Origin of the sequence: Lentzea sp. NPDC102401, from assembly GCF_044765805.1 — a bacterium.
Taxonomy (GTDB): Bacteria; Actinomycetota; Actinomycetes; order Mycobacteriales; family Pseudonocardiaceae; genus Lentzea; species Lentzea sokolovensis.
Genome location: NZ_JBIWKS010000016.1, coordinates 102,157 through 120,100, shown reverse-complemented (window position 1 = coordinate 120,100; position 17,944 = coordinate 102,157). Strand labels below are relative to the sequence as shown.

Here is a 17,944-nt window from a genome sequence, read left to right as displayed (position 1 = left end):
TCGACATGGGTGCACTTAGGTGTTAAAAAGCCTACGTAATGAAGTTGCCACATGATGATGACGTCGTCTGGCGCGCCCTCGCGAACCCGCTGAGGCGCGCGATCCTCGACGTCCTGCGCACGGGACCGCGCACCACGGGAGAGCTGGTCGAGGAGTTGGAGACCAGCCGGCACGTCGTCATGCAGCACCTCGGTGTGCTCCGCGGGGCCGATCTGGTGCTCGTGGAGCCGCGGGGCCGGAAGCGGGTCAACCACCTGAATCCCGTGCCCATCCAGCAGATTCACCAGCGGTGGGTCGCGCAGTACGAGGAGAACTGGGCAGCGGCGCTGGTCGGCCTGAAGTTCACGGTCGAGAGCGCCGAACAGGAGGATGAGGACGTTGACTGAACCCGGCACCGAGCTGTTGCACAGCATCGTGATCGCCGCGCCCGTCGAGAAGGTGTGGGCGGAGATCACCAAACTCGACGGCAAGCAGCGCGCCATGATGGACGCGGTTCTCGACTCCGCGCTCGAGCCGGGCGCACCGTTGTACTACCGGTCGACCGACGGCAAGCGGGTCTTCGTCGTCGGCCGCGTCATCGAGGTCGATCCGCCGCGGCTGCTCTCCCACACGCAGCGGCTCACCATGCGCGACGACCCGTGGACCGTCGTCTCTTGGGAGCTCGAAGAGGCCGACGGCGGCACGCGTGTCACGTTGCGCAACTCCGGTTGGCCCGAGGGCGTCAAGCGACTCGACAAGGTCGACACCACCTGGAAGGGCATCCTCGCCGCACTCAAGCAGGTCGTGGAGTCCGGCGACGTCGGCGCCGGACTGAGGTTCCAGTACGCGATGATGCGCGCCTTCATGTGGGCGATGCCGGCAGGCACCAAGACCGAGAACGTCCCCGAACCGCCCGGCGTCGACCAGGCCGTCTAGAACGTGAAACCTGGTTTAGCAATGAGACTTTTGACTTCGTCGTCCAAAGACTCATTGCTAAGCGGCAGTTCAGACGGGTCGACGGAGGCGATATATTGGTTGGAGCTAGGCGTGACAGGCGATCGGGCCGCCATGAAGTTCCATCATGTCCATCCAGACACGAGGGAGTTCGAGGCGTTCGGAGAGGGGCTTGCCGTCTAGTTCGTGGTAGGCGCGGTGGAGGTTGCCGACCAGGCGCTCGGACTCCTGCCACGACGAGAAGCGCGACTCCCCTGCCTCTTGGACGACCTCCATCGGGGTCTTGGCGGCGGCGTGGCCGGACGTGGCGAGTTCCGAGAGATAGGTCGTGTAGGCGACCAGGTCGTCGAGGACGCGGTTGATCTCGGGGCCTCGCAGTAGCGGACCGTGACCGGGGACGACCACCGCGGCGTCGAACGAGCGCAGGAACTCGAGTGCGGACAGGTAGCCGTGGATGCTGCCCTCGGCGAGGAACGGCTGGCCGCCCGCGAAGACCAGGTCGCCGGTGAACAGGACGCGTTCGGCCGGCAGCCACGCGACGGTGTCGCCGCGGGTGTGTGCCGGGCCGGGGTGGTGCAGTTCGACCACGCGCGTGCCCAAGTGGAGGGTCAGGGACGTGGTGTAGGTGACCGACGGCGGGCGGACCTCGAGGTGGCCGTAGTCCGGGCCGGTCAGGACCTGCGCGGCGATCAGGCCGGCGGCGAGCACCTCTTCGCGGCACGCCTCGTGGCCGACGATCACGGTCGACGGTGGCATCAGCCAGTTGCCGAAGGTGTGGTCGCCGTGGTGGTGGGTGTTGATCACGTAGCGAGGTTCGGCGGGGCACACCGACGCCACCGAGGCGAGCAACGCGCGGTTGCGTGCCTCGGTGGACGTGGTGTCCACGAGCAGCAGCGTGTCGTCGGAGCCGACGACGACGCCGGTGTTGTTGATCATCCAGGACCCGTCGGGCTGGATGTAGGCGTGGACTCCTGGTGCGACCTCCACCAGTTCTGGGACGAGTCCGGGCCGGCCAGGAGAAGGTTTCACCCGATCCAGCGTAGTGAGTGGCTCGGGTCAGCCCTGGGCGATGTAGGCCTGCAGCTGGTCCTGCGACTGTTCTAGCTGCCCGATCCGGCTCTTCACCACGTCGCCGATGCTGACGATCCCGACCAGTTGCCCGTCGGACAGCACGGGCACGTGCCGGAAGCGCCGCTCGGTCATCACGACCGTGAGGCTGTCCACCGTGTCCGACGGCGAACAGGTGAAGACGTCGGCGGTCATGATCGCCGACACGGAAGAAGACAGCAGGTCAGGGCCCACTTCGTGCAGATGGCGCACCACGTCGCGCTCCGACACGATCCCCGCCACGCCGGAGGAACCGACGACGACGATCGCGCCGATGTTGTGTTCGGCGAGCGCTCTGAGCAGTTCGGACACCGGAACGTCCGGGTCGATTGTGGCGACGGCTGTTCCCTTGGCCCGCAAAACGTCAGCGATCCTCATCTGGCGCCTCCGATCCTGTCGGTCCGGTAGCAACTCAGGCTAGATCGGATCCGGACAGAACGGGAGATCGAACCCACGAAGAGAGCAGGGGACGTGGTCGTTCGACCACGTCCCCTGCTGGTGTCGCGCCTGGTTCGGCGTCGGCTACGCGGTTCCTCCGCGGCGACGCATCGCGAACTGGCGCGGCTGGACCAACGGCGCACGCAGCTGTGGCGGCTGGAAGTGTGCGTTCTGGTCCTGCTTGGTCCGCTTCTGCGCACGACGCGCGGCGCGGTTGCCCGGCTCGGGCTGGGGTTGGGTGGTGTCAGGCATGCGAAAGCCTCCTCGCGAAGAGGGCGTGCAGAGGGCACGGCGAGGAACAGCCGTGAGAGATGGACCCGCTCATGGGTCACCAGAGGCGCGCGACGACGAGGTCGCGAGGGCAGCGTCAAGAGCGCTGCGGGGCTTCATCAGATGAGGCGCATGTCCGCAACGTTAGCGACGTCGTCGTCGCACGCCAACCGAATTAATTCCGGAGATCTAGCCCCGTGCACGAGCGGCTGCCGCTCCTGCGCCGAACATCACGAGGATGACGGTCACCACCGCCCACTTGCGGGACTTGGTGAGCGGAGTGGTCTCGGGATCGGCCGCGAGTGCCTGGCGGGGCTCGGTCCTCTGCCGCGCGGCGCGGACTGGCACCGGTTGCGGCGCACCGGAAGACGGCGTGGTCGTGACGACCGGCGGCTGCCGCACGATCGGCGCGGGCAGCGGGGCCGGAGCAGGAGGAACGCCAGGGGCGGGAGGCGGCGGCACCTCGGGGCGCGGGTCGGGAGGTTCGACGCGGGGCGGCATCGGGTTCGGCAGGCAGCCCGCCGCGTCGATCAGGCTCATCTGCGGACCGGTCGAGAGCTCCACCGCTGTGGTGCCCGTGACGCGATAGAGGCGGCTGTAACCGTTGTAGCCGTTGTTGATGGCGTAGACGGTGCCGGCAGCGTCGATCAGCACGGCGCCGTAGGTGGACTTGCCGGGCAGGCCGGCTATCTCCGTCCTGCTCTGCACGCGCCCGGACACCGGATCGAACGACACGACCTCGCCCGGTCCCCAGCCCGCGGCCGACACCCCGGTCAGCTTGCCGGTCGCCGGGTCGGCGGTGAAGTCGTCGAGTGTGAGAGCGGGCCAGTCCAGCACGACGGTCCGCACGATCTTGAGGTAAGACGGGCTGGCCGGGTCGATGTCGATGGCGTGCAGCCGTGCGGTGTCGCGCACGTAGAACGTGGTGCCGACGACCGCTCCCGCCGACACGTCGTCCGTGCGGAACCAGTGCGCGTCAACAGGTCCGAGGTCGTTGACCACGCCCTTGGTGTCGATCAGCACGACGTGCGAGGGGTTCTTCCACCAGTGATGCCCCTTGGACGTGAGACCGACCAGACGACCCAGCGTCGGTGAGTACCCCAATGCGTTCAGCGCGTAGTCCAGGCGGGCTACTTCTGTCACCCCACCGGATGAGACGTCCACTTTCGTGAACGTCGAAAAGTCTCCACGATGGGATGAACGGACTTGATAAGCGTCACAGTTCGGGAGTGCGGCCTGAGCAACGGCGCTGGTGAACGGCGCGGAAAGCATCAACAGGGACGAGACACCACCCAGTGCGAGCAAATTCCGCCGCCACCGGAATGGAGTAGCCCAATACGACAACCGGGTATCACTGCTGTTGCCGCGCATTCCCACCTGACCATTACTCGTTAACCAGACCGTGCTGTACCGGTCACAGTAGACCGTGGTCTAATCCCACACCAGAAAGGAGCCGAATTGAGCATTTACCTCAGCGGCACGCTCTGGGTTCTCGGTGCCGCCGTCATCTCCGCCGTTCTCGTCGTCATCACCCGCCGGTTCGGCTCGGAGGAAGTGGGCGAGAAGAACCTCGGCGCGGGCGGATCGGTGTTCAGCATCGTCGCCGGCCTGCACGCGGTGCTGGCCGCCTTCATCCTGATCTCCCTGTTCGACGCGGCCAACGGCGCGGAGGAACAGGTGCAGAAGGAGGCCAACTCCCTCGTCGCCGTCAACTGGTCCTCGGACTCGCTGCCCGAGCCCGCGAAGACCAAGATCGACGACCTGATCCGCGACTACGTGTCGATCGTCGTCCGCGACGAATGGCCCCGCATGCGCGACGGCGAGACCGTCGACAACGAGGGCTGGACCACGTTGAACCAGATCAGGGACACGATCGCGGCGGCGGCGCCGGACGGCGACTGGCAGCAGGACCGCAAGACCGAGGCGGCGAACCAGCTGTGGGAGGTCTACCAGGCGAGGCAGGAACGCCTGGACGCGGCGGACAACGGCGTCAACCCGGTCGTGTGGCTCGCCCTGCTGATCGGCACCGGACTCTCGCTGCTGTTCCCGTACCTGTTCCGCGGGCCGACCCTGACCTCACAGCTGCTGATCACCATCACGCTGACCTCGACGCTGGTTCTGCTGCTGTTCGCGATCCACCAGCTGCAGAATCCGTTCAGCGGTGGCGTGCTCATCCCGTCGGACGCGTTCAGCTCCGCACTGGACCGGCTGAGTTAGCGCGAATCGGACTTTCCGTCGGCTTCCTCGATCTCCACGGACAGCACCTCGCCGTCGATGACCTTCGGCAATGCGTCCGTCTGAGCGAAGTAGCGATTTGCGAATGCGCCGACCGCTCTGGTAGAGGCGGCGTCGATGCCACCACCGATCACGCCGCCCAGCACCGGAACACCCTTCGCGGCAACGGTGCCGAGTTTCTTCGTACCGTATTTTGTGATGAGCGCCGACGCGGCCTTCTTGGTGAACTGCTTGATGCCGACCTTTTTGAACAGTTCGGTTCCGGCGTTGCCGAGCAGGCACAGCAGGATGGCCATCTGCACCTCGTCGCTGTCCACGTCGTGGCCGCGCAACGACGCGATGGACGCGATGAGGTGCGTCTGGATGACGTAGGTGGCCGCGATGTTGGACGGCAGCGACACGGGAAGCGTGATCAGGCCACCGAGGTTCGTGACGAAGCCCTGGGCACCCGCCAGCGCGACGTGCGTGCGAATGAGGTGCTTGATCGCGTCGACCTCGTCGCCCTTCTTGACGAGCGCGTCGGACGCGGACTCGCGGGCGCTCTTGAACGGACCGAAGCCGTCGACGCCGGCGCGCAGCAGGTAATCGGCGATGCCCTGCTGGACCTTGTTCAGCTCACCCTTGGACTCAGCCACAATCCCGACATTACGCGTTCGGTTGCCCCGATGAGACGTCAACAGGCTGTTCCAGCACGACCGCGCCGGTGCCGCCGTCCACGGTGATCCGCTCGCCGGTCTTGATCCTCGTCACGGCCTCGCGGACGCCCACGACCGCCGGAATGCCGTACTCCCGCGCCACGACCGCGCCGTGCGAGTTCGCGCCGCCCATCTCCATCACCAGGCCGCCCGCCGTCAGGAACAGCGGTGTCCAGCCGGGATCGGTCGACGGCGCCACGAGGATCTCGCCGGGTTCGAGATGCGCGCCGACCGGGTCCATCACGACGCGCGCGATGCCGGTGATCGTGCCCGCCGACGCCGGCGTGCCGACGAGATCACCCTCTACGGGCGCACCGTGGTGCACGGCTTCGGGTTCCGTGCCGTCCGACAGCAGCACGCGCGGGATGTGCCTGCGTCGCATCTCGCGGTCATAGACCTCACGGCGCCCGGCCACGATCGGGCGCAGATCCCCTTGCGGGGAACGCATTTCCTCGAAGTTCAGGAAGAACACGTCGTCCGCGGTGTCGAGCCGGTCGGCCGCGACGAGCTGGGCGCCGATGTCGGCGACGCGCTTCCGCAACGCGCCGAACAACGTGATGATCAGGTACTTCGGGTACTCCCGCAGGCCGGCGAGCAACCTGGTGCGGCGCAACGCGAAGCGCACGAACCAGCCACGGCCCCAGGCTCGCCGGGCGAGCGTGTCGATCATCGCCTCGGCCTCGGTGGCGCCACGGGCGAAGACCGCGTCCGGTTGGGCCTGATCTTCTTCCAGGCGCAGGAAGTTCTTCACGACGCCGATGACGTGCGCGGGGTCGTCGGACCACCTCGGCAGGCCGAGGTCGATCTCGGCGACGGCGCGATGACCCCACCGTGCGAGGAACCGGTCGAGCGCGGCGGGGCGTTCGCCGTTCTGGAACTGCCGCAGCGCGACGGGGTCGTGGCGGATCTCCTGCGCCAGGTCCCACATCGCCATGTCCATCTCGGTGGTGATGTTGTTCGGCAGGCCGCGCAGGACGGTCTGCAGCTCCCCCGGCCCGGTCTTCACGACCTTGCCGACCAGGCCGAGCATCGCGAACCCGATCAGCGCGGTGGGCGCGAGCCGGGGCAGTACCGGCACGACGCACTGTCGCAACGCCTGCTCGATCGGGAGAGCAGCGGACTTCTCCAGGATCTCGCGTTCAAGCAGCAGCGCGTTCCGCACCGCCTTCTCGGGGTTCGCCAGCGCCTTCATCGCCGTCACGGGCACGTGGAACCGGCGGGCAAGCCGGAGAACGCGCTTCAGTGCGGGCGCCGGCGAGGAGTTCCTGATCGCGAACCTCGGGTCGTCGAACAGGCCGCGCAGCACCTTGGAGGAGCGCGCCTCCATCACGCCGAGCAGGCGCGTGACGAACTCGCGGCCGACCTTGCTCTGCAACGCCTTTGTGACGTCGAAGAACATGCGCTCGCCTGCCTCCACATAGGACTTGCTCTTCGGGTCGCCGATCACGATCTCCAAAGCGGACTGGGCGATCTCCCGGAACACCGCGCGCCCCATCGGCGTGATCGGGCGTTCGAGACCCTGCGCGAGGCTGAAGCAGAAGTAGACGCGCGCGTGGCCGTCCGGGTTGTCCGGCAACGGGAACAGCGTCGTGATCGGGCGCGACTGGGTGAGGTGCAGATCGCCGTCGTCGTCGATCGCCCACTCGGTGTCCTGCGGCGACCCGTAGTGCTGCTGCACCTTGCGGCCGAGGACGGCGAGCGCGTGGATCTGCCCGTCGGTGAGACATTGTTCGTCGCTCTCGCCAACCTCGACGTGCTCGGTGCCGCCGCCTGGCAGCGAGCGGATGACGAACTTCTTGTCCCCCAGGCGCTTCTCGATGATCTCGCCGCCGTCGACGACGAAGTGGTCGGGGTTGACCGCGCCGGACACCACGGCCTCACCGAGGCCGGGGCTCGCGTCGATGACGATCTGGTCGCGCGTGCCGGTGACCGGGTTCGCCGTGAACATCACGCCGGACACCGCGGACTGCACCATCCGCTGCACGACAACGGCCAGGTAGGTGGTGGTGTGGTCGATGCCGTTCGTGTCGCGGTAGCTGACCGCGCGGTCTGTCCACAGCGAGGCCCAGCACCGGCGCACGGCGTCGACCACCGCGTCCTCGCCGACGACGTTGAGGAACGTGTCCTGCTGGCCCGCGAAGCTCGCGAACGGCAGGTCCTCGGCCGTGGCGCTGGATCGGACAGCCACTGGTACGTCGTCGCCGAGTTCGCGGTACTCGGCGACGATCGCGTCCCGGATGTCCTGCGGCACAGCGGTTTCCAGCAAAGTCCTGCGGGCGTTCTCCGGAGTGGTGCTCGCCAGTTCGTCGGCCTGCGCCACGGCGCGGTAGGCGTCCGTGGTGACGCAGAAGCCCTGCGGCACCGGCAGGCCGGCGCTGGTGAGCTCACCGAGGTTCGCGGCTTTGCCGCCGACTGTGGCGAGCATCGAGCCGTCGATGGACTTGAAGTCGATCGTGAGCGCCATGGTTACCCCTCCAGGTTCCGCTGGGGAGGAGGTTACGAGCGTTCGGCCAAAAACTCAACACGTGATGAATAAATCACCCTGCTGAGGTCAAAGCTCCTGTTCAGAGCGGCTCACCCAGTCCGGAAGTGGTTCACGTTCCCGCCGCCACTGCTCCGGTGGGCTCGCGACGATGCCACCGACGATCGCGGCCGTGGTGTCGATGTCGCCGCCCGCCCTGACGCAGGCCGTGATGGCGGCGCGGTAGTCGCCGAGGTGGCGGGCCGCGACCCAGAGCGTGAACGGCACGGTGTCCTGCGCCGTCACGCGCGAGCCGTTGCCCAGGACGTACGCGGCCTCCTCTGCGTTGCCGATCTTGCGTGCTTTCTCGATCCCCTTGCGCACGAACGAGTCTTCGAGGTGGTCGAGCACCGTCCCGAGCAGATCACGTGGTGGCGCGCCCGTCAGCCGAGCCTTGGCCGCGACGGCAGACGCGTGCGCCACCGCGAGGCCGCCCATGACGCCCTCCGGATGCTGGTGCGTCACCTCGCTGGCCCGGATCGCCTGCGCCGTGACGACTTGAGGGTCGTCGGCGAAGTAGGCGCCCAACGGTGCGATCCGCATCGCGGCGCCGTTGCCGCACGAGCCCTGACCGTCGAACGCGCTGGAGGCCGCCTCTTTCCACGGCGTGCCCTGGCGAATCTTGCGCAGGATGGTGAACGCGCCCGCGCCGTAACCGCGGTAGGGCTCGCAGCGATCGGCGAACGTCGTCGCGAGCCGGGTTTGGTCGACATCGCCGTGATCACGGAGCTCGGCGACGAGGTTGCAGGCCATTTCGGTGTCGTCGGTCCACTCCCACGGACCCCGTGGCGGCTTGCCGGCCACGAGGTCGGGCAACGAGCGGCCGACCATGAAGAACTGTGCGCCCAGAGCGTCGCCGACGGAGAGCCCGTCGAGCGAGGCGTATGCGAGGTCCAGGCGCGCACGAGTGTGCAGAACTATGCGCATCACCTGCGATTTTACCGGTTTCGCCTACCCTGGGCACATGGATTTGGACCTGCGGAAGCTGCGGTACTTCGTGGCGGTCGCGGAGCATCTGAACTTCGGCCGCGCCGCCGAGGCCCTGCACATCGCGCAGCCGGTGCTGTCGCGGCAGATCCGCGCGCTGGAGACCGAGCTCAAGGTGCGGCTGTTCGATCGTTCGTCGAAAGGGACGGTGCTGACGCCTGGTGGCGAACAGCTCCTGGCCGACGCACGGCCGTTGCTCGCGCAGGCTTCGGCGCTGCTGCGGCGCGTGGGAGTGGCGGACACGTTCACCGTCGGGTTCATGCCGGGACTGATCGTCACGCCCGCCGCGCGCCTGCTGGCGTCACGGCACCCTGGCCTGCGGGTCGACGTCCGGCGCACGACGTGGGACGACCAGGTCGAGGTGATCCACGACGGTCGCGTCGACGCTGGCTACGTGCGGCTGCCCGTGCCGGCGGACGGCTTGAGGATCGTGCCGTTGTTCGAGGAGCCGCGCGTCGCCGTGCTGCCAGCGACACATCGGTTGGCGGGCAAGGAAAGCGTGCTGGAGGCCGACCTGTCCGGTGAGCGGCGCGTGCAGCACACGGACACGCCGGGGATCCGGTCCGTCGAGGAGAAACTGGAGCACGTCGCGATGCACGGCGGAGTCGCGATCCTGCCGTTGTCGACGGCGACGTTCTACTCGCGCGAGGACCTTGTGCACGTACCGATCGAGGACATCGCGCCGAACGAGGTCGCACTGGCGTGGGCCGCACACCGGCACACGCCGCTCATCGCTGAGTTCGCAGAGATAGTCACCGCGACAGCCCGGCAGGCGTGAAGACGAAGCTGTCGCGGAAGCCGCCGTCGCCGCGCCGGGTCGCCATCAGCCGCATCTCCGGCATGAAGTGGAAGAACACCAGCGACCCGGACCGGTCCGGGTAGCCGAGCGTCTTCGAGTACTTGGGATTCGTGCCGCCCAGCCACAACGGGGGTTCGCCGTACTCGGCGATCACGTCGTCGAGCAGGCAGTCCCGCTCCCCCAGCACGCCGGGGATCCGGCTGTCGGCGTCGAGCGACAGCCAGCCCTGCCGGTGCGCGAGATCCGCGTACACCGACGCCATGACGTCCTCGCTGCGATGCCCGAGCGCCTCGTGCACCGCGCCGCTGACCATCGCCGCGTTCGCCGCGCCGCGCTTCACCAGCGCGTCGAGCTCGATCTGCCACCGGTCCGTGCGGTCGTCGGCGAACGCCAGCGCGTCCAGCAGGGTGAGGATCACCGCCTCACCGCCGTACATGCCGGGACGCCGGACAGCGGCGTTGAGCTGACCGAGCAGGTAACGGCGTAAGTCGTCGAACGAAGGCATCTCTCCCCCTTAATGCGAGATGTTCTATCAGTTGCGGGTAGGCGAAACGGAATCGCCTTCATGACCGACAGGGGAGTCAACGACTGGGGAGAGGACCACATGAGCATCAGCAACCGGCAGATCGTCGCGTACTGGGTCGAGCACGAAGTCGATCTCACCCTCGACTGGAGCACGGCCCACGAACGCTGCTGGCGCTGCGGTTACAGGTCCTCACTGGAGCAACACCTCGTCGTGCCTGCGTCAATGGGTGGCAGTCGCACCACGGACAACGTGGTGCTGCTGTGCGGGCGCTGCGTCAGCGAGTCTCCGAGCCACCTGGATCCGCAGTACCTGTGGCGGTGGCTGCGCGCGACGTCCATGTCGTCCAACGACACGTACTGGACGCTGCGCGGCTGGGAGGAGTTCGAGACCATCTTCGGCCGCAAGCCGCTGGAGTGCTTCAAGGAGGCGGCGGTCGACCACCGCTCGTTGAACGCCGAATGCCGGGCGCTGGCGGCGGACGAGTTCGCGAAGACCGTCGTCCGTTTCGGGGAGGGCCGGCTCAACCCGTCGACGATCGCGTGCGTGATCGCGGAGATCGAGAAGAAGCTGGCGGACCGTCACGGCATCAAGCTGCCGTGACGGTCCGACGCATCAGTTACAGGTTCTAACTCTAGAAACAGCTACAGCGATCAGCTGCAGCCGGACGTGCTGCCGCAGCCCTCGCACAGGTAGCAGGAGCCGGCCGGACGCATCTTCGTGCCACAGGTCATGCACAGCGGCGCGTCCGCGGCCTTGCCCAGGTGCAGCTCCAGCAGCTCGGTCGAGCTACCCACGTGCTTCGGCGTTTCGACGGCGGCCTCGACCTGCTTCGGAGCGGCCTCCACCGATCCGCGCAGACCCTCGAGGTCCACGTCGGACGACGCGGGCGCGCCGTACTCGCCGGCCACCTGCGCCGAACGCTCGTCGGCGGTGAAGATGCCGAGCTGCGCGCGCTTGTCGTAGGACAGGTAGTCCAGCGCCAGGCGGCGGAACAGGTAGTCGAGCACCGACGTCGCGATGCGCACGTCCGGGTCGTCGGTCATGCCCGCCGGCTCGAAGCGCAGGTTCTGGAACTTCGAGACGTAGAACTCCAGCGGGATGCCGTACTGCAGGCCCACCGAGATGGACATCGAGAAGGCGTCCATCACGCCGGCCAGCGTGGAGCCCTGCTTGCCCAGCTTGACGAAGATCTCGCCCAGGCCGTTGTCCGGGTAGGAACCGGCGTGCAGGTAGCCCTCGGCGCCGCCGACCGTGAACGACACGGTCTGCGACGGGCGCTTCTTCGGCAGGCGCTTGCGGACCGGGCGGTACTCGACGACCGTTTCGGCCGTCTTGGCCTCCGCGCCCTTGTTCGCGCCCTTGCCCGCCGACAGCGGCTGGCCGACCTTGCAGTTGTCGCGGTAGATCGCGAGTGCCTTCAGGCCGAGCTTCCAGCCCTGGTAGTAGATCTCCTCGACGTCCTCGACCGTGGCGTTCTCCGGCATGTTGACCGTCTTGGAGATCGCACCGGACAGGAACGGCTGCGTGGCCGCCATCATCCGCACGTGGCCCATGGGCGCGATGGAACGCTCGCCCATCGCGCAGTCGAAGACCTCGTAGTGCTCGCGGCGCAGGCCCGGCGCGTCGACGACGTGGCCGTGCTCGCCGATGAACTCGACGATCGCTTCGACCTGCTCGTCCAGGTAGCCGAGCGACTTCAGCGCGCGCGGCACCGTCTGGTTGACGATCTGCATCGAGCCGCCGCCGACGAGCTTCTTGAACTTGACCAGGGCCAGGTCCGGCTCGATACCGGTGGTGTCGCAGTCCATCATCAGACCGATGGTGCCGGTCGGGGCCAGCACGGACGCCTGGGCGTTGCGCCAGCCGTTCTTCGCGCCGATCTCCAGCGACTGCTGCCACGCCTCGGTCGCGACCTTGTGCGTCGCGGAGTCGTTGCCGCCGTAGGTGCGGATCAGGTCGTTGGCGGCGGCGTGCTTGCGCATGACGCGCTGGTGCGCCGTGGCGTTGCGCTTGTAGCCGTCGTACGCGCCGACCATGCCCGCGAGTTCCGCGGAACGGCGGTACGAGACACCGGTCATCAGCGAGGTGATGGTCGCGGCGAGCGCGCGGCCGCCCTCGGAGTCGTACGCGTGGCCGGTGGCCATGAGCAGCGCGCCGAGGTTGGCGTAGCCGATGCCGAGCTGGCGGAACTTGCGGGTGGTGTCCGCGATCGGCTCGGTCGGGAAGTCCGCGAAGCAGATCGAGATGTCCATCGCGGTGATGATCAGCTCGACGGCCTTGGCGAACGTGACGGCGTCGAACTTGCCGTCGTCGCTCAGGAACTTCATCAGGTTCAGCGACGCGAGGTTGCAGCTCGAGTTGTCGAGGTGCATGTACTCCGAGCACGGGTTGGACGCGGTGATGCGGCCCGACTCGGGGCAGGTGTGCCAGTCGTTGATCGTGTCGTCGTACTGGATGCCGGGGTCGGCGCACTCCCACGCGGCCTTCGCGAGCTTGCCGAACAGCTCCTTGGCGTCGACGCGCTCGATGACCTCGCCGGTCTGACGGCCGCGCAGACCGAAGTCGTTGCCGCTCTCGTAGGCGTGCATGAACTCGTCCGACACGCGGATCGAGTTGTTCGCGTTCTGGTACTGCACCGACACGATGTCCGCGCCGCCGAGGTCCATGTCGAACCCGGCGTCCCGCAGTGCGCGGATCTTGTCCTCTTCGCGCGCCTTGGTCTCGATGAACTCCACGACGTCGGGGTGGTCGACGTCGAGGACGACCATCTTGGCCGCGCGGCGGGTGGCGCCACCGGACTTGATGGTGCCCGCGGACGCGTCGGCGCCGCGCATGAACGACACCGGGCCCGACGCGGTGCCGCCGGAGGACAGCAGCTCCTTCGAGGAACGGATGCGCGAGAGGTTCAGGCCGGCACCGGAGCCGCCCTTGAAGATCAGGCCCTCCTCGCGGTACCAGTTGAGGATCGACTCCATGGTGTCGTCGACCGCGAGGATGAAGCACGCGCTGACCTGCTGCGGCGAGCTGGTGCCGACGTTGAACCACACCGGCGAGTTGAAGCTGAACACCTGGTGCAGAAGCATGTAGGTGAGCTCGTGCTCGAAGATCTCGGCGTCCTGCTCGCCCGTGAAGTAGCCGTGCTCCTTACCAGCTCCCACGTAGGTCTTCACGACGCGGTCGATCAGCTGGCGCAGCGACTGCTCGCGCACCTCGCTGCCGACGGCACCGCGGAAGTACTTGCTGGTGACGATGTTGGTGGCGTTCACCGACCAGAACTCGGGGAACTCGACACCGCGCTGCTCGAAGTTCACCGAGCCGTCGCGCCAGTTCGTCATGACGACGTCGCGGCGCTCCCACGTGACCTCGTCATAGGGGTGGCGGCCTTCGGTGGTGTAGACGCGCTGAATCTTCAGCGCGGCAGGCTTCGCAGCCGCCCGTGCGGCTGTCTTCTTGGCTGAGCCGCCGACGGTCTCGGTCACGGTGGATCTCCCTCGTGCTGGTGCTTAGAAAAGATGGTTGTCTCACGCGCTCTGGTGCGCGTGGATCACTGCTCGGCCGGTGCTTCCTCGGCTCTCGCAGTGCGAAGATCAAGAATTTCCTTCTCGAAGTCCTCTACGGACGAGAAGGACCTGTAAACGCTCGCGAAGCGCAGATAAGCGACCTCGTCGAGCTCACGCAGGGGGCCGAGAATGGCGAGGCCCACCTCGTGACTGGCGATTTCCGCGCACCCCGTCGACCGGATCGACTCTTCCACCCGCTGGGCGAGTTGCTGGAACGCGTCCTCGTCGACCGGGCGGCCCTGGCACGCCCTGCGCACACCGACGACCACCTTGTCGCGGCTGAAGGGCTCCGTCACGCCGGAGCGCTTGACCACGGCGAGAACCGCTTCTTCGACCGTGGTGAACCTGCGGCTGCAGCTGTTGCAGGAGCGGCGGCGACGGATCACCTGTCCCTCGTCGACCTCACGGGAGTCGACCACCCGCGAGTCCGAATGACGGCAGAAAGGACACCGCACGCCACCTCACCCCTTCCCAGCGCAGCACTCACCGCAGCAGTCACACTGGTCGGGTTACCCACAACCTGTGGACTACTTACAACGGTGGAACCACTAGATGTAGGGGTTGAACCTAGATCGACGCATGCATGGATGCAAGTCGACACGGCGCGTCGCGTGTCACTCTGTTGGAGGAACCGCAAGCGATCAGCGGTGATTACACAACGACGCCCGCACATGACGGAGAGAACACGTCACGCCGGGCGCCGGAAACACAAGATGTAGGGGCAGGCCTACGGGGTGACCCCCGCCTGCTGTAGGTAGAGCACGCCGAGCGCGACCACCGTCAGAGCGCTCAGCACGCCGACCGCGACGAGTTCGAACACCGACTCGCGCTTCGGCCGGACCTCACACGAACTCGATTCGCGCAACACGGGCACCGCGACCGGACGCGGCTTGGTCGCCGGCCTGCGCGGCATGACGCGGGGACCCGAACGGAGTGGACGTCCCGCTGCGACGTCCGCGTCTTCGACTACCCGCATCCGCTTCTCGACGAGTACCGCCATCACGACCTCCATCGCAGGTCAACCACCATGATCGAACAGGGGTTCGATCGAACGTCCGTGCGAATTTCTACCAGACCGACTCTCCGAACGCCACAACACGCGCCCAAATACCTCGAACAGGTGTTTGATCTGTGCAGCAAACACGACTACCGTCGACCACGAAGATCGACGGAGGCCGGATTCCCATTCGAACTGGGGGCGGCGAGGAGGACAGCGACCGTGGCAGGCAAGACGATCGACCCGGATCCCGCTCTTGTGGAGACACAGGTGAACGAGATCGCGGGAAACGCCGGCCTGACTCTGCGTCAGCGCAAGGTGCTCGACGTGATCCGCGATTGGGTCGACCGTTTCGGCTATCCGCCGAGCGTGCGCGAGATCGGTGAGGCCGTGGGTCTCACGTCGACCTCGTCGGTCGCCTACCAACTGCGCGCGCTGGAGCGAAAAGGTTTCCTGCGCCGCGACCCGAACCGCCCGCGCGCGGTCGGGATGCTGCCCAACGAGATCGACGCCGGTATCGACCCGATGTCCAAGCCCACGCCCGCCTACGTGCCGATGCTCGGCCGGATCGCGGCCGGTGGTCCGATCCTGGCAGAGGAGTCGATCGAGGACGTGTTCCCACTGCCGCGCGAGATCGTCGGCGAGGGTGAGCTGTTCCTGCTGCGCGTCGTCGGTGACTCGATGATCGACGCCGCGATCACCGACGGTGACTGGGTCGTGATCCGCAAGCAGCCCACGGCCGACCAGGGTGAGATCGTCGCAGCCATGATCGACGGCGAGGCGACCGTGAAGACGTTCAAGCGCAAGGACGGCCACGTGTGGCTGATGCCGCACAACACGGCCTACCAGCCGATCAACGGCGACGAGGCCACCATCCTGGGCAAGGTCGTGACCGTGCTCAGGCGTCTTCCGTAGTTTCTCCGCGGGCGCGCTTCTTCTTCTCGAAGAAGTCGAGCCACTTCTGCCGGGTGGACTCCATGTCCACCACGACGAACGCGAAGAACTGGCCCATGTCCTTGAGGCGGGCTCCCACCGGGGTGCCGAGACCGAAGATCTCGGCACCCTCCAGTCCTGTGTGCGCCCAGACCGAGTTGCGCTGGGCGCTCGACAGCCACGCCCGGTACCAGAGGTCGTCGCCCAGGAAGTAGCGCACGCGCTTGCCGTCACGCTCGCTGTGCAGCAGGTCGATCTCCTGCAGGTAGCTCGTCGACCGCGAGATGGTCGCCGGGCTGACCGACAGCCGCAGCACCAGTTCCGTCGCGGACAGGCTGCCCTTGTCGGTCATGAAGATCTCCGCGAGGATCCGCGCCGCCGTGCGCGTCAGCCCGGTCTGCCGGAACACGCCGACCAGCCTCAGGTGGAACTCCTGCACCTGCGCCGGACTGCGGTCGAACGAGTACGCCTCCTCGTCGACGTCGAGATCGTCGACAGCGGGCATCCGGCGCATCGCCCGATCGCTCGCCGCCCGGTGCGCGGCACCCGGCCTGTAGTTGTTGTGGCCGCCGTTGCGGGTCACCTCGCGCTGGATCGTCGAGGCAGGCCTTTGCAACCGCCTCCCGATCTCGGAGTACCCCAGCCCGTCCCAGAGGAACTGGGCGATGAGCTGCCGTTCTTCTTCGTCTAGGCGTTTACCAGGCACAAACCCATGGTGCCTTGCACTTCAAGCCATTGCAATGAGTCTTTTGACTTCGTCCGCAAACGTTTTTAGCTTGCAGGGAGGGGAAAGACCTCGTTGCAAGGGGGAGCGATGCCACTGAGTCCGATGACGTACCCGGACGGGCACGTCGGCTGGCGCGCGCACGATCACGCGACGGTGCGCGCGGTGCTCGCGGACGGGCGGTTCAGCATCCGGCCGGATCTGATGCACAACCCGTTCGGTCCGGGGAGTCCCGGTGACGCGCCGCCGTCGCCGCCTGGAGCGTTCACCGATCACGATCCGCCGGAGCACACCCGCTACCGCAGCCGGCTGACCGGTCAGTTCACCGTGCGGCGGATGCGGTTGCTCGCCGAGCGGCTGGAGGTGATCACGGCCGAGCATCTGGACGTGCTGGCGGCGCAGGGGTCGCCGGCGGATCTGGTCGAGCACTTCGCGGTGCCGGTGCCGGGTCTGATGATCTGCGAGTTGCTGGGTGTTCCGTACGAGCGGCGTGGGGAGTTCCAGCAGGACGCGATGGTGCTGACCGGGGCCAGTGGCGCTGAAGCCGGTGAAGCCGTGGCGATGTTCGAGGCGTTCGAGCGGCTGCAGCGGTTCATGCTGGAGATGGTCGCGGCGAAGCGTGCGGAGCCGACGGACGGCGTGCTGAGCGACCTCGTCCACTCGGAGTCGGCTGAGTCGGGCGAGTCGCCGCTGACCGACGACGAGATGGCCGCAATGGGCATGGCGTTGCTCGGGGGCGGGCTCGACACCACGACGAACATGCTGTCGCTCGGCGCGCTGGAGTTGCTGCGGGAGCCGGCTCGGGTGGAGGCGATGCTCACCGATCCTGGCGCCGCCGTCGAGGAACTGCTCCGATATATCAGTTTGACGCCCGCTACGGCGCGCACCGCGTTGGAGGACGTCGAGATCGACGGCGTCGTCGTGCGCGCGGGTGACACGGTGTTCGTGGAGTTGGGGTCGGCGAACCACGATCCGGCCCGTTATGCCGATCCGGACGTCCTTGACCTGGCTCGGGGGACGGCGGGGCATCTCGCGTTCGGGCACGGCATCCACCAGTGCATCGGCCAGCACCTCGCGCGGATCGAGTTGAAGATTGCCTTTCCCGGGCTCTTCACGCGGTTCCCGAAGCTGCGTCTGGCCGTGCCGGAGGAGGAGTTGACACATCGGGCGAGTCTGGTGATCGGCGGGCTGGAGCGGATGCCCGTCGCCTGGGACTGAT

19 protein-coding genes are annotated in these 17,944 nt (G+C 67.1%); 7 read left to right on the top strand and 12 right to left on the bottom strand.

The genetic code is table 11. The annotated features are described in order from the left end of the window. Positions 1 to 38: 38 nt before the first annotated feature. On the top strand, positions 39 to 386 hold the full coding sequence (locus ACIRG5_RS40795; RefSeq protein ID WP_402915420.1) for an ArsR/SmtB family transcription factor: 348 nt from the start codon (positions 39 to 41) through the stop codon (positions 384 to 386). After that, a complete protein-coding gene (locus tag ACIRG5_RS40790; protein ID WP_402915417.1) occupies positions 370 to 915 on the top strand; it encodes an SRPBCC domain-containing protein in 546 nt (181 codons plus the stop codon). Before ACIRG5_RS40795 ends, ACIRG5_RS40790 begins: the two co-directional genes overlap by 17 nt. A 105-nt stretch (positions 916 to 1,020) precedes the next feature. On the opposite strand, the gene ACIRG5_RS40785 is transcribed toward ACIRG5_RS40790, so the two are convergent. The 4 genes from ACIRG5_RS40785 to ACIRG5_RS40770 form a co-directional block, all read right to left on the bottom strand. Continuing rightward, positions 1,021 to 1,962, bottom strand: coding sequence for an MBL fold metallo-hydrolase (locus ACIRG5_RS40785; protein ID WP_402915414.1), 942 nt, complete (start codon positions 1,960 to 1,962; stop codon positions 1,021 to 1,023). Positions 1,963 to 1,989: 27 nt separating this feature from the next. Then, a complete protein-coding gene (locus ACIRG5_RS40780; protein ID WP_402915412.1) occupies positions 1,990 to 2,418 on the bottom strand; it encodes a CBS domain-containing protein in 429 nt (142 codons plus the stop codon). A gap of 144 nt (positions 2,419 to 2,562) precedes the next feature. Beyond that, positions 2,563 to 2,730 carry a hypothetical protein gene (locus ACIRG5_RS40775; protein WP_402915410.1) on the bottom strand — a complete coding sequence of 56 codons (168 nt, stop codon included), beginning with the start codon at positions 2,728 to 2,730 and terminating at the stop codon, positions 2,563 to 2,565. A gap of 207 nt (positions 2,731 to 2,937) precedes the next feature. Then, positions 2,938 to 3,891: a DUF6923 family protein gene (locus ACIRG5_RS40770; protein ID WP_402915408.1), complete on the bottom strand. Its 954-nt coding sequence runs from the start codon at positions 3,889 to 3,891 to the stop codon at positions 2,938 to 2,940. Between the two features lie 315 nt (positions 3,892 to 4,206). Here ACIRG5_RS40770 and ACIRG5_RS40765 point away from each other — a divergent pair, with 315 nt between their 5' ends. Then, positions 4,207 to 4,965 (top strand): hypothetical protein, encoded by a 759-nt coding sequence (locus ACIRG5_RS40765; protein WP_402915405.1) that lies wholly within the window; start codon positions 4,207 to 4,209, stop codon positions 4,963 to 4,965. Here the strand turns inward: ACIRG5_RS40765 and ACIRG5_RS40760 are convergent. The 3 genes from ACIRG5_RS40760 to ACIRG5_RS40750 form a co-directional block, all read right to left on the bottom strand. Further along, complete coding sequence (locus ACIRG5_RS40760) at positions 4,962 to 5,618, bottom strand: EcsC family protein (RefSeq protein ID WP_402915403.1); 657 nt, start codon at positions 5,616 to 5,618, stop codon at positions 4,962 to 4,964. The genes ACIRG5_RS40765 and ACIRG5_RS40760 overlap by 4 nt on opposite strands. 10 nt (positions 5,619 to 5,628) lie before the next feature. Next, a complete protein-coding gene (locus ACIRG5_RS40755) occupies positions 5,629 to 8,142 on the bottom strand; it encodes a PEP/pyruvate-binding domain-containing protein (protein WP_402915401.1) in 2,514 nt (837 codons plus the stop codon). 87 nt (positions 8,143 to 8,229) lie between these two features. Beyond that, positions 8,230 to 9,126: an ADP-ribosylglycohydrolase family protein gene (locus ACIRG5_RS40750; RefSeq protein ID WP_402915399.1), complete on the bottom strand. Its 897-nt coding sequence runs from the start codon at positions 9,124 to 9,126 to the stop codon at positions 8,230 to 8,232. A gap of 37 nt (positions 9,127 to 9,163) precedes the next feature. On the opposite strand from ACIRG5_RS40750, the gene ACIRG5_RS40745 reads away from it, so the two are divergent. Beyond that, positions 9,164 to 9,964, top strand: coding sequence for a LysR family transcriptional regulator (locus ACIRG5_RS40745; protein WP_402915396.1), 801 nt, complete (start codon positions 9,164 to 9,166; stop codon positions 9,962 to 9,964). Here ACIRG5_RS40745 and ACIRG5_RS40740 read toward each other — a convergent pair. After that, entirely contained in the window at positions 9,939 to 10,490 is a 552-nt protein-coding gene (locus tag ACIRG5_RS40740) for a hypothetical protein (RefSeq protein ID WP_093599683.1), read from the bottom strand. The genes ACIRG5_RS40745 and ACIRG5_RS40740 overlap by 26 nt on opposite strands. 60 nt (positions 10,491 to 10,550) lie before the next feature. On the opposite strand from ACIRG5_RS40740, the gene ACIRG5_RS40735 reads away from it, so the two are divergent. Then, entirely contained in the window at positions 10,551 to 11,111 is a 561-nt protein-coding gene (locus tag ACIRG5_RS40735) for an HNH endonuclease (RefSeq protein WP_402915393.1), read from the top strand. Between the two features lie 50 nt (positions 11,112 to 11,161). Here ACIRG5_RS40735 and ACIRG5_RS40730 read toward each other — a convergent pair whose 3' ends face one another. The 3 genes from ACIRG5_RS40730 to ACIRG5_RS40720 all read right to left on the bottom strand — a co-directional run bounded on the left by ACIRG5_RS40730 (position 11,162) and on the right by ACIRG5_RS40720 (position 15,071). Beyond that, positions 11,162 to 13,990 (bottom strand): vitamin B12-dependent ribonucleotide reductase, encoded by a 2,829-nt coding sequence (locus ACIRG5_RS40730; RefSeq protein ID WP_402915390.1) that lies wholly within the window; start codon positions 13,988 to 13,990, stop codon positions 11,162 to 11,164. Positions 13,991 to 14,055: 65 nt separating this feature from the next. Continuing rightward, a complete protein-coding gene (gene nrdR / locus ACIRG5_RS40725; protein WP_030464916.1) occupies positions 14,056 to 14,526 on the bottom strand; it encodes a transcriptional regulator NrdR in 471 nt (156 codons plus the stop codon). A 272-nt stretch (positions 14,527 to 14,798) separates the two neighbouring features. Continuing rightward, positions 14,799 to 15,071: a hypothetical protein gene (locus ACIRG5_RS40720; RefSeq protein WP_402915387.1), complete on the bottom strand. Its 273-nt coding sequence runs from the start codon at positions 15,069 to 15,071 to the stop codon at positions 14,799 to 14,801. A 234-nt stretch (positions 15,072 to 15,305) separates the two neighbouring features. On the opposite strand from ACIRG5_RS40720, the gene lexA reads away from it, so the two are divergent. Beyond that, positions 15,306 to 15,983: a transcriptional repressor LexA gene (gene lexA / locus ACIRG5_RS40715; RefSeq protein ID WP_402915616.1), complete on the top strand. Its 678-nt coding sequence runs from the start codon at positions 15,306 to 15,308 to the stop codon at positions 15,981 to 15,983. Here the strand turns inward: lexA and ACIRG5_RS40710 are convergent. Continuing rightward, positions 15,967 to 16,707 carry a helix-turn-helix domain-containing protein gene (locus tag ACIRG5_RS40710; protein WP_402915384.1) on the bottom strand — a complete coding sequence of 247 codons (741 nt, stop codon included), beginning with the start codon at positions 16,705 to 16,707 and terminating at the stop codon, positions 15,967 to 15,969. The genes lexA and ACIRG5_RS40710 overlap by 17 nt on opposite strands. Before the next feature lie 108 nt (positions 16,708 to 16,815). Between ACIRG5_RS40710 and ACIRG5_RS40705 the strand changes: the two genes are divergently transcribed. Next, positions 16,816 to 17,943 (top strand): cytochrome P450, encoded by a 1,128-nt coding sequence (locus tag ACIRG5_RS40705; protein ID WP_402915381.1) that lies wholly within the window; start codon positions 16,816 to 16,818, stop codon positions 17,941 to 17,943. The last annotated feature ends 1 nt before the right edge of the window (position 17,944 follow it).

What these genes read in the sequence shown, in the direction of transcription:
- ACIRG5_RS40745 (WP_402915396.1), top strand. Translation starts at nt 9,164, where the DNA reads ATGGATTTGGACCTGCGGAAGCTGCGGTACTTCGTGGCGGTCGCGGAG.
- ACIRG5_RS40795 (WP_402915420.1), top strand. Translation starts at nt 39, where the DNA reads ATGAAGTTGCCACATGATGATGACGTCGTCTGGCGCGCCCTCGCGAAC.
- ACIRG5_RS40790 (WP_402915417.1), top strand. Translation starts at nt 370, where the DNA reads ATGAGGACGTTGACTGAACCCGGCACCGAGCTGTTGCACAGCATCGTG.
- ACIRG5_RS40780 (WP_402915412.1), bottom strand. Translation starts at nt 2,418, where the DNA reads ATGAGGATCGCTGACGTTTTGCGGGCCAAGGGAACAGCCGTCGCCACA.
- ACIRG5_RS40775 (WP_402915410.1), bottom strand. Translation starts at nt 2,730, where the DNA reads ATGCCTGACACCACCCAACCCCAGCCCGAGCCGGGCAACCGCGCCGCG.
- ACIRG5_RS40755 (WP_402915401.1), bottom strand. Translation starts at nt 8,142, where the DNA reads ATGGCGCTCACGATCGACTTCAAGTCCATCGACGGCTCGATGCTCGCC.
- ACIRG5_RS40705 (WP_402915381.1), top strand. Translation starts at nt 16,816, where the DNA reads ATGCCACTGAGTCCGATGACGTACCCGGACGGGCACGTCGGCTGGCGC.
- ACIRG5_RS40740 (WP_093599683.1), bottom strand. Translation starts at nt 10,490, where the DNA reads ATGCCTTCGTTCGACGACTTACGCCGTTACCTGCTCGGTCAGCTCAAC.
- ACIRG5_RS40720 (WP_402915387.1), bottom strand. Translation starts at nt 15,071, where the DNA reads ATGGCGGTACTCGTCGAGAAGCGGATGCGGGTAGTCGAAGACGCGGAC.
- ACIRG5_RS40735 (WP_402915393.1), top strand. Translation starts at nt 10,551, where the DNA reads ATGACCGACAGGGGAGTCAACGACTGGGGAGAGGACCACATGAGCATC.
- ACIRG5_RS40750 (WP_402915399.1), bottom strand. Translation starts at nt 9,126, where the DNA reads ATGCGCATAGTTCTGCACACTCGTGCGCGCCTGGACCTCGCATACGCC.